The organism is Leifsonia sp. KNZ12-8B, assembly GCF_056755495.1.
Genome location: NZ_JBPGXM010000116.1, coordinates 1 through 12,041, shown reverse-complemented (window position 1 = coordinate 12,041; position 12,041 = coordinate 1). Strand labels below are relative to the sequence as shown.

The following is a 12,041-nucleotide window of genomic DNA, read 5'->3' as shown; positions in this document are numbered from 1 at the left end:
AGATGTGTATAAGAGACAGGCCCCGAATCGCGCGGATTCGGGGCACTTTTCCTGTGCTCGGGGGCTGGCTGCTCGCTGGTCAGTGCTCGCAGGCTCAGAGGGAGAGGCGCTCGCGGACCACGTCGGCCAGCTCGTTGGCCAGGCGCTCGGCGGTCGGGTGATCCGCCGCCTCCACCATGACGCGCACGAGCGGCTCGGTACCGGACGGGCGCAGCAGCACGCGGCCGCTGTCGCCCAGTGCCGCCTCGGCCGCCTGCACGGCAGCACGGAGGCTCTCGTCGGTGTGCACGGCGTGGTGGTCCACACCCTTCACGTTCACCATGACCTGCGGGTACACGGTCATCACCGAAGCCAGCTCGGCGAGCGACTTGCCCTGGCGAGCCATCTCGCTCAGCAGGTGCAGGCCGGTGAGGATGCCGTCACCGGTCGTAGCGAACTCCCGCATGATGACGTGGCCGGACTGCTCGCCGCCGAGCGAGTAGTCCTTCTCGTTCATCGCCTCGAGCACGTAGCGGTCGCCGACGGCGGTCTCGACGACCGTGATGCCGTTGTCGCGCATGGCCAGCTTGAGGCCGAGGTTGCTCATGACGGTCGCGACGAGCGTGTTGTCGCGGAGCTTGCCGCGCTCCTTCATGCCGACCGCGAGGATCGCCATGATCTGGTCGCCGTCGACGACGTTGCCGTCGGCGTCGATCGCGAGGCAGCGGTCGGCGTCGCCGTCGTGCGCGATGCCCACGTCGGCGCCGGCGGCCAGCACGGCCTCCGCCAGCTTGTCGAGGTGGGTGGAGCCGACGCCGTCGTTGATGTTCATGCCGTCGGGCGAGTCGCCGATGACGGTGACGCGGGCGCCCGCGTCGGTGAACACCTCCGGCGAGATGCCGGCCGCAGCGCCGTGCGCGCAGTCGAGGACGACGTGGATGCCGTCGAGCCGGTGCGGGAGGCTGGCGAGGAGGTGCACGACGTAGCGGTCCTCCGCGTCGGCGAAGCGCCGGATGCGGCCGACGTCGGCGCCGGTGGGCGTCAGCTTCTCGAGGTCGAGGTGCTCCTCGATGCGGTCCTCGACGATGTCGGGGAGCTTGGTGCCGCCGCGCGCGAAGATCTTGATGCCGTTGTCGGGCGCGGGATTGTGCGAGGCCGAGACCATCACGCCGAAGTCCGCGTCGAAGTCGGCGATGAGGAAGGCGGTGGCCGGCGTCGGGATGACCCCGGCGTCGTAGACGTCGATGCCCGAGCTGGCGAGCCCGGCGGCGACGGCCGCGGAGAGGAACTCGCCCGAGACGCGCGGGTCGCGGGCGACGATCGCCGTCGGGCGCTTGCCCGAGGCTCGCCGCGCCTCGGCGCTGCGGCCTCGCGTCAGGACAGCAGCAGCTGCCTGCGCGTGGCCGAGCGCGAGGTCGGCGGTGAGGGGGCCGTTCGCGAGACCGCGGACCCCGTCGGTACCGAAAAGGCGTGGCATGGAGACCGAACCCTGAACCCTGCCGGGATCAGCGCTTCGAGAACTGCGACGCCTTGCGGGCCTTCTTGAGACCGGCCTTCTTGCGCTCGGTGACGCGGGCGTCACGGGTGAGGAAGCCGGCCTTCTTCAGGGTCGGGCGGTTGTTCTCGCGGTCGATCTCGTTGAGCGCACGCGCGATGGCGAGACGCAGGGCGCCCGCCTGGCCCGAGGGGCCGCCGCCGGTGATGCGGGCGACGACGTCGTACGAGCCGATGAGGTCGAGGACCTTGAACGGGTCGGTGATGAGCTGCTGGTGCAGCTTGTTCGGGAAGTAGTCCGCGAACTCACGGCCGTTGACCGTGATGGTGCCGGAGCCGGGGACCAGGCGCACGCGCGCGATGGCCTCCTTGCGGCGGCCAACGGCCGCGCCGGGGACGGAGAGGACGGGACGCGGGGCCGCCGCCGTCTCAGTGGCCGGGGTCTCGGTCGAGTAGGACTCGACGTTCTCGACCTGGGCCGAGTCGATGCTGTCTGCGATCTTCGCCACGGTGGTGATAATCCTTTTGTCTTGAGTCAGTCGTGAAGGTCTGGATCGCTTACTGGGCGACCTGGCCGAGCGTGTACGGCTTCGGCTGCTGGGCGGCGTGCGGGTGCTCGCTTCCGGTGTAGACCTTCAGCTTGCGGAGCTGGGCGCGGCCGATGGAGTTCTTCGGCAGCATGCCGCGGACGGCCTTCTCGACGGCGCGGACCGGGTTCTTCTCGAGGAGCTCCGAGTAGGTCACGGCCTTGAGGCCGCCCGGGTAGCCGGAGTGGCGGTACGCCTTCTTCTGGAGGGCCTTCTGGCCGGTCAGCGCGACCTTGTCGGCGTTGATGATGATGACGAAGTCGCCCATGTCCATGTGCGGGGCGAAGGTCGCCTTGTGCTTGCCGCGCAGGAGTGCGGCGGTGTGGCTGGCGAGACGGCCGAGCACGACGTCGGTCGCGTCGATGACGACCCAGTCGCGCTGGATCTCGTCGGCCTTCGGGGAGTAAGTGCGCGTCACAGTAGTGGCTGCTTTCTGTTCGAACGGAGGAGTTCGTGAATCCCGCTCCGATGGGGGTTCGCCTCTCGAGGAGGGACGAACCGTTCCGGTGGAGGGCTCACGTTCGCATGCCGCGCCGCAGGAGGCGCGGACACCAAAGAACGATCGTACGCGACGGGCGTGTCGCCGGTCAAACCGGCGGTGGAGTCTTCGCCGGCCGGTCGGCGCGGGTTCTCCGCGCGTACAACTCCCGGCAACGGGCCGATCCTAGCGTGGCGGCATGTCCCTCCCCCCGCGCGTCGTGGCCGTCATCCCGGCCAGGGCCGGGTCGACCGGGATCCCCGGCAAGAACCTCGAACCGGTCGGAGGCCGTGCTCTCGTCGTCCGCGCCGTCGAGTCCGCCCGCGCGGCGAGCCTGGTCGACGCCGTCCACGTGAGCACCGACGGCCCGGCGATCGCGGCGGCCGCCCGTGCGGCGGGTGCCGCAGTGATCGACCGCCCGGCCGCGCTCTCCGGCGGCACGGCCTCGTCGGAGTCGGCGCTGCTGCACGCCATCGATGTGCTGGCGGAGGACGGCGTGCGACCGGAGGTGCTGCTCTTCCTGCAGGCGACCTCCCCCTTCATCGATCCCGCCGACCTCGACGCCGCCGTCGCCGAGGTGCTGGCCGGACGCGCCGACGTGGTCTTCTCGGCCGCACCCTCCCACGCCTTCCTCTGGCGCGCCGGAGCGGACGGGGAGGCGGTCGCCGTCAACCACGACGCCGCCGTGCGGCCGCGGCGCCAGGACCGCGAGCCGGAGTTCCGCGAGACCGGAGCCTTCTACGCCCTGCGCGTCGACGGGTTCCTCGCGGCGCGTCACCGCTTCTTCGGCCGCGTCCGGATGGCCGAGGTGGAGGCCAGGGGCGCGATCGACATCGACGAGCCGGCCGACCTGCTGCTGGCGCGGGCGCTTGCGCCTGTGCTCGATGGGCCGGGCCGCGCCGCTGCTCCTCTGCCGATCGACGTGGACGCCGTGGTCACCGACTTCGACGGCGTCCACACCGACGACCGCGCCGCCGTCGCCTCCGACGGGTCCGAGGCCGTCGTGGTGAACCGGCGCGACGGGATGGGCGTGCGCCTGCTCCGCGAGGCCGGCCTCCCCCTCCTCATCCTCTCCACCGAGCAGAACGCGGTCGTCGCCGCGCGGGCCGCGAAGCTGCGCGCCGACGTGCGGCACGGCGTGGACGACAAGGCGGCGGCGCTGCGGGAGTGGGCGGCTGCCGCCGGGGTCCCGCTCTCGCGGGTCGCGTACCTCGGCAACGACGTCAACGACCTCCCGGCCCTCGCCATCGTCGGCTGGCCCGTTGCGGTCGCCGACGCGCACCCCGACGTGCTCGCGGCGGCCAGGCACGTCCTGACCCGGCGCGGCGGCGACGGCGCCGTCCGGGAGCTCGCAGACCTCGTCCTCAGTCAACGGAACGGAGCACGGACATGACGGTGACCATCGGATCCCACCGGATCGGCGGCGGAGCGCCCGCCTACCTGATCGGCGAGATCGGACTCAACCACAACGGCGACGTCGACATCGCCAAGCGGCTCATCGACGTCGCGGCCGACGCCGGGATGCAGGCGGTGAAGTTCCAGAAGCGCACCCCGGCGATCTCCACCCCCGAGCACATGAAGTCGGTGCCGCGTGAGACGCCGTGGGGCACCATGACGTACCTCGACTACCGGTACCGCGTCGAGTTCGACCGCGATCAGTACATCGAGATCGGCGACCACGCGACGCTCCGCGGCCTCGACTGGTTCGCCTCGCCGTGGGACGAGCCGTCGGTCGAATTCCTGGAGGACCTCAACGCCGTCGCCTACAAGATCGCGTCGGCGTCTGTCACCGACCTCGGCCTGCTGGGCGCGGTGGCGCAGACCGGCAAGCCCGTCATCCTCTCCACCGGCATGTCGACCATCGAGCAGGTCGACACCGCGGTCGAGGCGCTCGGGACCGACCGCCTCGTGATCATGCACGCCACCTCCACCTACCCGCTGCCGGCCGACGAGGCGAACCTGCGGATGATCGGCTCGCTCGCCGCCCGCTACCCCGGCGTCCCCATCGGCTACTCCGGCCACGAGCCCGGCCTGCAGATCTCACTGGCGGCCGTCGCCCTCGGCGCCACCGCGGTCGAGCGCCACATCACGCTCGACAGGACCATGTGGGGCTCCGACCACGCCGCCTCCCTCGAGCCGCACGGCCTGAACACGCTGGTCCGCGACATCCGCATCATCGAGACCGCGCTCGGCGACGGCGTCAAGCGCGTCATGCCGGGCGAGCTCGCGCCGCTCTCGAAGCTGCGGCGGGTCGGAGCCTGAGCGTGCCGCGGCGCCTGCTCGGGATCGTCGACACCGACTCCTTCGCGAAGTGGGGCGCGCACCTGCTCTCGGCGGCGCCGGCGGACTGGACGCTCGAGCTCGCGACGGTCGCGACCCCGACGGCGGCGAGCCCGGCCCAGCTGCGCGCCGCGCTGCACGGGGTCGACGAGCGGCTCGCGGCTGCGGCGGCCGCACCTCCCGCCGCCGAGCACGTGGACGCGATCGTCGACCGGATCCGCCGCGACCCGCCCGACGCCGTGGTCGTCGCGACCATCGGCCCGGTCGCCGAGCTGATCATCGACCTCCTGCACCGGCGGGTGCGCCGGCGCCCGGTGATCGTCACGGGCCTCCCCGGCATCTCGTACCCGGCCAAGTGGAAGGGCGTCTTCCTGCGGGCGCGGGCCGACCTCTTCGTGCTGCACAGCCGGCGCGAGGTGCGCGAGTACGCGCAGCTGGCAGCCGAGGGAGGCGTCGAGCCGCACTTCGCGCTGGCGACGCTGCCGTTCCTGCGGGGCGGCGGGCATGGCCGGGGCGCCGAAGGTGACGGGCATCGCGCCCGGGACGGCGTCATCTTCGCCGCGCAGCCGAGCGTCCCCTCCTCCGAGGAGGACCGCCGCCGGATCGTGGACTGGCTCACGCTCACCGCGCGCGCCCATCCCGAGTGGCGGGTCGTCGTCAAGACCCGTGCGGTGCGGGGCGAGCAGCAGACGCACCGCGAGACGCATCCGTACGCCGACCTCCTGCCCGCCGACCCTCCGGCGAACCTCACCGTCGAGACCGGCCCGATGAGCGAGCACCTCGATCGGGCCGTCGCCCTGGTGACCGTGAGCTCGACGGCGGTGGTGGAGGCGCTCGACCGCCGCCTCCCGGCTCTCACACTGACCGATTTCGGGGTGTCGCGCTCGCTGATCAACGAGGTGTTCGCGGACAGCGGCCTGGAGGGCACGGCCGACGACCTCATCGCGGGCCGGTTCGGGACCGCGCACGAGGACTGGCGCGCCGACAACTACTTCCACCCGGCCTCCGCCGACGACTGGGCGGCCAGGACACTGACCCTGATGGAGGCGCGCGACCGCGGCGAGCTCGTCGACCGGCCGGCCGCACGGCGCAGCCGCGGCGGCGCCCTCCGCCGGGCGTGGGAGCGCAAGATCGCGCTCGGGCCGTTCGACCGCAGCGCGCTCGGCACGGTCGCCCTGGTGATCGGCACCCCGATCCGGCGCGCGCGCCGGCTCGCGCGGCGCTGGCGGGCCGCAGCCGGCGGTTCGGCCGCGCCGGGTTCGCCGGCCTAGAGCGTGCGCAGCGCCCTGGTCCGCTCGGCGCGCAGGGCGAGCTCTGCGCCGTCGGGGTAGCCGACCTCCATCAGCGTCAGCCCCCGCGCGGGCATGACCTTGAAGGCGCTGGTGCGGCGCCGCTCGTCGCGCAGCGCCACGAGGTCGCCCGGGGTGAGCTTGCCCTCCCCCACCTCCACGCACGCGCCGACGAGCGCGCGGACCATGCTGTGGCAGAACGCGTCCGCCACCACCTCGCCGACGAGCACGCCGTCGTCGTCCCGGCGCCACGAGTACGCCTGGAGCGTGCGGATGGTCGTCGCACCCTCGCGCGCCTTGCAGTAGCTGGCGAAGTCGTGCAGCCCGAGCAGCCCGTGCGCCGCCTGGTCCATGTCCGTCAGGTCGAGATCGGACGACACCCACGCGGTCCGGTGCCGTTGCAGCGGATCGCGGCGGGAGGCGCGGTCGGCGACGCGGTACTCGTACCGCCGCCAGAGCGCCGAGAACCGGGCGTCGAAGCCCTCCGGCGCCTCACGCGCCGCCGTGACGACGACGTCGGGGACCGGCCCGAGGATGCCGTTGATGCGCCGGGCCAGCGCCTCGTGCGCCTCCAGCGGCGGCCGTTTGCCGTGCGGCTTGCGCAGCACCGCGACCTGGTCGGCGGTGAGGTCGACGTGCGCGACCTGGCCGGCCGCGTGCACCCCGGCATCCGTGCGCCCGGCGACCGTGAGCGTGGGCGGCTCCCCCGCTCGCCGGAAGATCGTCGCCAGCGCGTCCTCCAGGACCCCCTGGACCGTGCGCAGTTCCGGCTGGCGGCCCCACCCGTTGAAGTCGGTGCCCTGGTATGCGATGTCGAGCCGGAATCTGCGCAACACCTGGTCGGTCATCCCTCGATTCTAGGGAGCAGTCCTGGCGGCCGCGAAGGCGCCCTCCGAACGTGGCGCAGAGGTCGCCGGGAAGCCGCTGAGTGTCGGCGTGCGGCGTCCGAGCGGTGTCGGCGGGCGTTGCTATGGTGGGCGCTTCGATGTCCAGGATCACCGACACGCAGCCCCCAGCCTCCGCCGCGCCCGCCGCGCCGCCGGAGGCCGTTTCGTGGACCCTCCGCCCCCAGGTGGAGGTGCGGCCGGGGGCCTTCCCGCCCCTCGCCGAGCGCACCTCCCGCCGGTTCAGCGGCCTGGACGGCCTGCGCGCGTTCGCGGTCGCCGTCGTGCTCGTCTACCACCTGTTCCCCGGCGTGCTGCCCGGCGGGTTCATCGGCGTCGACGTGTTCTTCGTCATCAGCGGCTTCCTCATCACCAGCCTGCTGATGCGCGAGCGCCGGAGCACGGGAAGGCTCGACCTCCGGCGCTTCTGGGTGCGCAGGGCCCGGCGCCTGCTGCCCGCCATCGTCGCGCTCGTCATCGTGTGCTCCACGGCGGCCCTCGCCATCGGCGGGGATGTGCTGGTCGGCCTGCCGAGGCAGGTGCTGGGCGCCGCGACCTTCAGCGCCAACTGGCTCTCGATCGCCGGCGACGCGAGCTACTTCGCGCAGGGAGCGCCGGAGCTGTTCCGCAACCTCTGGTCGCTCGCCGTCGAGGAGCAGTTCTACCTGGTCTGGCCGTTCGTCGTGCTGGGGCTGGCGCTTCTGCGATCGTGGTGGGCACGACTGGTGATCGTGCTGGCGGTGGCCGCGGCCTCCGCGCTCGCGATGGCGTTCGTCCACGCCCCTGGCACCGATCCGACGCGTGTGTACTTCGGCTCCGACACGCACAGCTTCGGACTCGCGCTGGGCGCCGCCGTCGCGCTGCTCGTCGCCAGGATGCGCCCGCTCGACCTCGACGTCGGTGAGAGCGCCCTCCAGATCTTCGTGCGTCGGTGGCTGCCCACGCTCGGCGCGCTCTCCGTCCTGGGGCTCGTGATCGCCGCCTACGGCCTGCGCGACGACGCCGACGCCACCTACCGCGGCGGACTCGTGCTGGTCAGCGTGCTGACCGCGCTGGCGATCTGGGCAGCGGTCCTCCCCGACGCCTGGCTCGGCCGGATGCTGGACGCGCGCCCGCTGCGATACGTCGGCGCGCGCTCGTACGGGCTGTACCTCTGGCACTGGCCGGTCTTCGTGCTGGCGTGCGCGCTCGTCCCCGACGAGCACGATCCGGTCACGGCGGTCGTGGTCGGCGTCGGCTCGCTGGCCGTCTCGGTCGCGGCGGCCCTGCTCTCCTACCGGCACCTCGAGCAGCCCATCCGTCGCCACGGCCTGCTCGGCGCGGCGCGCCTGGTGCGCGAACGGATGGCGGGCTCGCGCGGCGCGCGCCTGGGCGGCTACGGGATGCTGACCGTCGCCCTCCTGCTGGTGGCCGGCACCGTCGCCGCGGTGAGTGTCGCACCGACGACGACCGGGGCCCAGCGCTACATCCAGCAGGGTGCCGCCTCGCTGGAGCCCGGTGCCGCCGCAGGATCGTCATCGCGGCCCACGCTGCGCGTCCCGCCCGACCCGCAGCCCGTCGCGACGGGCCCCGACATCTCCGCGGTCGGCGACTCCGTGATGCTCGCGTCCGCCCCCGCGCTTCAGGAGGCGTACCCCGGGATCGCCGTCGACGCCGTGGTCTCGCGCCAGCTGAGCGCAGCACCCGAGCTTCTCCACCGGGCGGCCGACACCGGCACGCTGCGGAAGGTGGTGGTGCTCGGGCTCGGCACGAACGGCTCCATCTCGCGCGCCGGCCTCGACCGGGTCCTCGACGCCATCGGCCCGCAGCGTCGACTCGTGCTCGTGAACGTGCAGGCACCGCGCTCGTGGACCGACGGCGTCAACGAGACGCTCGCCGCCTTCGCCGCGGATCACACCGGTCGCGTGGTCCTCGCGGACTGGAAGGGCGCGATCGCCGGTCACCTCGACCTCCTGGCCGACGACCAGATCCACCCGGGGATGCGCGGCGGGCGGGTGTACGCCGAAGCCCTGCACGACGCGCTCGTCGAGCTCGCGCAGTACTCCCGCGTCCGGCCGGCGCAGCCGTGGGACCGGCCGCGGCCGCAGTGAGCGCGGCCGCAATGACCCCGGAGGGGCCGCCCTCGCTCAGTACTCGATGACGAGGCCCGTCTCACCCTGCGTCGGCACGAATCCCATGCCGGTGTACAGGCCGAGGGCGCCGGTCGGGTTGTCCGCGTCGACGTCGAGCACCACGCGCTCCCACCCGCGCTCGGCGGCGGCGCGCAGCACGGCGCCGAGCAGTGCCGGCGCGATCCGCCGCCCGCGATGCGGCCGCGTCACGGCGACCGTCGAGACGTACGCACCGGTGAAGCCCTGCCCCTCCCAGTCCTCCTCGTTCACATCGGTCAGCAGAAGGCCGGCAACCGTCCCGTCCGCCGCGTACGCCACGAACGACAGCTCCGGCACGAACACGCCGCCGACGAGCGAACGCCACTGCTCCTCGCTCAGCGGCTGGCTCCCCCAGTGATCGCGGAACGCTTCGTCCCGCGCCGCGTGGGCGGCCGCATCCGCGGCATCGTCGGTCACGGCGTCGGCGTACGTGCGGATGGTCACCGGCTCGGTCGGGGTCACCTCCGGAACAGGTGCGCTCAGATCGCGCTCCATCGTGTGGAACCAGCGCACGGCCTCGAACCCGGCGGCGCGCAGGAGCCGCTCCCGGTCGGGCGAGCGCCGGTCCGCGTAGCCGACGAGCCAGCCCGGAAGCGGCTTGTCCGACGCGGCCAGGCGCTGCTCGCCCCGCGCGCGCTGCCACCGGATCAGCTCGCGACCGATCCCCTGGCCGCGTGCATCCGGACGCACGTAGCCGTTCATGAACTCGCGCACCAGCGTCTCCTGGCGCGGCGGCTCCAGCACGAGGCCGAACGCCAACGGGCGACCGTCGTGGCCGATCGCGAGCAGGGTGTCGCGCTCGAGGTCCACGAAGCTGTACGCGAGATCCTCCTCGACCTCGTCGCGGGTGGCCACATAGTTCGGGTGGTCGACCGCGTCGGCCGTGCGTCGGACCTCCCACACGGCATCCACGTCTGCCGCGGTCACCGGGCGCCACTCGGCGACGAGCGGATGCGCGGGCACCACGGTGTCGGGCGCCGTCACCCGTTCGCTCAGCGGGGTCAGGGTTCGGGAGGTCGTCTCGGCCATGCCCACCACCCTGCCACACGCCCGCACCGCCCATGCGAAAGGCCCCGCATCCGGACGGATGCGGGGCCTTTCGACGGGTGCGAGTGGCGTTACGCCTTCTCGGCGTCCGCCTCGGCGGTGGTCTCACCGGCGGCCTCGGCGTCGCCGGTGGCCTCCTCGACGACCTCGGCCTCGGCGGCAGCGGTCTCGGTGGTGGTCTCGTCGGCCGGGGTCTCCTCGGCCGCGGTCTCCTCGGCAGGGGCCTCCTCGACCGGGGCGGCCGGAGCAGCCTTCGGCGCGGCGGCGGTCTTGGACGACTTCACCTTCGGGGCGACGGGCTCGAGCACCAGCTCGATCTGCGCCATCGGCGCGTTGTCACCCTTGCGGTAGCCGAGCTTGGTGATGCGGGTGTAGCCGCCCTCACGCTCGGCGACCAGCGGCGCGATCTGGGTGAAGAGCTCGTGCACGACGGCCTTGTCGCCGATGATCCCGAGCACCTTGCGACGCGCGTGCAGGTCGCCGCGCTTCGCGAACGTGATCAGACGCTCGGCCACCGGACGCAGGCGCTTGGCCTTGGTCTCCGTGGTCTTGATGCTCTTGTGGGTGAACAGCGCAGCGGCCAGGTTGGCGAGCAGCAGACGCTCGTGCGCGGGGCCGCCTCCGAGGCGGGGGCCCTTGGTGGGCTTGGGCATGATCGGTTATCTCCAGGTTGAAAAAAGTGAACGCGAGTGAGCGGGACGCCCCACGTCAGATGGTGGACTCGTCCTCTTCGTAGCCGCTGTAGAAGTGCGCGCCGTCGAACCCGGGCACCGAGTCCTTGAGCGAGAGGCCCATCTCCGTCAGCTTGTCCTTGACCTCATCCACCGACTTCTGGCCGAAGTTGCGGATGTTCATGAGCTGGGTCTCGGAGAGGGAGACCAGCTCGCTGACGGTGTTGATGCCCTCGCGCTTGAGGCAGTTGTACGAGCGGACCGACAGGTCGAGGTCCTCGATCGGCATGGACAGCTCCGAGCTGAGCACCTGGTCGACCGGCGCCGGGCCGATCTCGATGCCCTCGGCCGCGCTGTTGAGCTCGCGGGCCAGACCGAACAGCTCCACCAGGGTGCGACCGGCCGACGCGATCGCGTCGCGCGGGCTGATCGCCGGCTTGGTCTCGACGTCGACCACGAGGCGGTCGAAGTCGGTGCGCTCACCGGCACGGGTGGCCTCGACGCGGTAGGTGACCTTCAGCACCGGCGAGTAAATCGAGTCGACCGGGATCTGGCCGGCCTCGCTGTACTCGTTGCGGTTCTGCTGGGCCGACACGTAGCCGCGGCCGCGCTCGATGGTGAGCTCGACCTCGAACTTCGCCTTGTCGTTGAGGGTCGCGATGACCAGCTCCGGGTTGTGGATCTCCACACCGGCCGGCGCCGAGATGTCGGCGGCCGTGACCTGGCCGGCGCCCGTCTTGCGCAGGTAGGCGGTGATCGGCTCGTCGTGCTCGCTCGAGACGACCAGGCCCTTGATGTTCAGGATGATCTCGGTGACATCCTCCTTGACACCGGGAACGGTGCTGAACTCGTGCAGCACGCCGTCGATGCGGATGCTGGTGACCGCAGCGCCGGGGATCGACGAGAGGAGGGTGCGACGGAGGGAGTTGCCGAGGGTGTAGCCGAAGCCCGGCTCGAGCGGCTCGATGACGAACCGCGACCGGAACTCGGAGATGTTCTCTTCGGTGAGCGTCGGACGCTGTGCAATGAGCACTGTTGATTCCTTTCGGCTAAGTGTCCGCTATATGACACTTGCTTCTGATTCAGGGGGTGTGCGTCACGCCGTCAGGCCGCGGGCCCGGTGGGGCCCCCCCGCGCGGGGGGGCGGACGCGGACAAGCCGCCCGCCCCAGCGGGGGGGGGG

11 protein-coding genes are annotated in these 12,041 nt (G+C 72.2%); 4 read left to right on the top strand and 7 right to left on the bottom strand.

The window, feature by feature from the left end:
- Positions 1–94: 94 nt before the first annotated feature.
- From glmM to rplM, 3 genes are read right to left on the bottom strand one after another with little or no spacing between them, the layout of a single operon-like run.
- On the bottom strand, positions 95–1,456 hold the full coding sequence (glmM, locus tag ACR9ZG_RS14885) for a phosphoglucosamine mutase (protein WP_481285629.1): 1,362 nt from the start codon (positions 1,454–1,456) through the stop codon (positions 95–97).
- A gap of 28 nt (positions 1,457–1,484) precedes the next feature.
- Complete coding sequence (rpsI, locus tag ACR9ZG_RS14880) at positions 1,485–1,982, bottom strand: 30S ribosomal protein S9 (protein ID WP_481285628.1); 498 nt, start codon at positions 1,980–1,982, stop codon at positions 1,485–1,487.
- 49 nt (positions 1,983–2,031) lie between these two features.
- Positions 2,032–2,478, bottom strand: coding sequence for a 50S ribosomal protein L13 (gene rplM, locus ACR9ZG_RS14875; protein WP_481285627.1), 447 nt, complete (start codon positions 2,476–2,478; stop codon positions 2,032–2,034).
- A 259-nt stretch (positions 2,479–2,737) separates the two neighbouring features.
- On the opposite strand from rplM, the gene ACR9ZG_RS14870 reads away from it, so the two are divergent.
- From ACR9ZG_RS14870 to ACR9ZG_RS14860, 3 genes are read left to right on the top strand one after another with little or no spacing between them, the layout of a single operon-like run.
- A complete protein-coding gene (locus ACR9ZG_RS14870) occupies positions 2,738–3,931 on the top strand; it encodes a cytidylyltransferase domain-containing protein (RefSeq protein ID WP_481285626.1) in 1,194 nt (397 codons plus the stop codon).
- Entirely contained in the window at positions 3,928–4,800 is an 873-nt protein-coding gene (locus ACR9ZG_RS14865) for an N-acetylneuraminate synthase family protein (RefSeq protein ID WP_481285625.1), read from the top strand. The genes ACR9ZG_RS14870 and ACR9ZG_RS14865 overlap by 4 nt, the downstream gene beginning before the upstream one ends.
- A 2-nt stretch (positions 4,801–4,802) precedes the next feature.
- A complete protein-coding gene (locus ACR9ZG_RS14860) occupies positions 4,803–6,089 on the top strand; it encodes a DUF6716 putative glycosyltransferase (protein WP_481285624.1) in 1,287 nt (428 codons plus the stop codon).
- Here ACR9ZG_RS14860 and truA read toward each other — a convergent pair.
- Positions 6,086–6,955 (bottom strand): tRNA pseudouridine(38-40) synthase TruA, encoded by an 870-nt coding sequence (truA, locus tag ACR9ZG_RS14855; RefSeq protein WP_481285623.1) that lies wholly within the window; start codon positions 6,953–6,955, stop codon positions 6,086–6,088. The two genes, ACR9ZG_RS14860 and truA, sit on opposite strands and share 4 nt — an antisense overlap.
- Before the next feature lie 137 nt (positions 6,956–7,092).
- On the opposite strand from truA, the gene ACR9ZG_RS14850 reads away from it, so the two are divergent.
- The gene (locus ACR9ZG_RS14850) at positions 7,093–9,081 is read left to right on the top strand and encodes an acyltransferase family protein (protein WP_481285622.1); all 1,989 of its coding nucleotides are present in this window, start codon (positions 7,093–7,095) and stop codon (positions 9,079–9,081) included.
- 36 nt (positions 9,082–9,117) lie between these two features.
- On the opposite strand, the gene ACR9ZG_RS14845 is transcribed toward ACR9ZG_RS14850, so the two are convergent.
- The 3 genes from ACR9ZG_RS14845 to ACR9ZG_RS14835 form a co-directional block, all read right to left on the bottom strand.
- Positions 9,118–10,170, bottom strand: a complete 1,053-nt coding sequence (locus ACR9ZG_RS14845; RefSeq protein ID WP_481285621.1) for a GNAT family N-acetyltransferase — start codon at positions 10,168–10,170, stop codon at positions 9,118–9,120.
- Between the two features lie 89 nt (positions 10,171–10,259).
- Entirely contained in the window at positions 10,260–10,841 is a 582-nt protein-coding gene (gene rplQ, locus ACR9ZG_RS14840) for a 50S ribosomal protein L17 (protein ID WP_481285620.1), read from the bottom strand.
- A gap of 55 nt (positions 10,842–10,896) precedes the next feature.
- Entirely contained in the window at positions 10,897–11,892 is a 996-nt protein-coding gene (locus tag ACR9ZG_RS14835; protein ID WP_301212311.1) for a DNA-directed RNA polymerase subunit alpha, read from the bottom strand.
- Positions 11,893–12,041 lie beyond the last annotated feature (149 nt).

Coding starts and splice junctions, on each gene's coding strand:
- ACR9ZG_RS14845 (WP_481285621.1), bottom strand. CDS start 10,170: ATGGCCGAGACGACCTCCCGAACCCTGACCCCGCTGAGCGAACGGGTG.
- truA (WP_481285623.1), bottom strand. CDS start 6,955: ATGACCGACCAGGTGTTGCGCAGATTCCGGCTCGACATCGCATACCAG.
- ACR9ZG_RS14850 (WP_481285622.1), top strand. CDS start 7,093: ATGTCCAGGATCACCGACACGCAGCCCCCAGCCTCCGCCGCGCCCGCC.
- ACR9ZG_RS14865 (WP_481285625.1), top strand. CDS start 3,928: ATGACGGTGACCATCGGATCCCACCGGATCGGCGGCGGAGCGCCCGCC.
- rplQ (WP_481285620.1), bottom strand. CDS start 10,841: ATGCCCAAGCCCACCAAGGGCCCCCGCCTCGGAGGCGGCCCCGCGCAC.
- ACR9ZG_RS14870 (WP_481285626.1), top strand. CDS start 2,738: ATGTCCCTCCCCCCGCGCGTCGTGGCCGTCATCCCGGCCAGGGCCGGG.
- glmM (WP_481285629.1), bottom strand. CDS start 1,456: ATGCCACGCCTTTTCGGTACCGACGGGGTCCGCGGTCTCGCGAACGGC.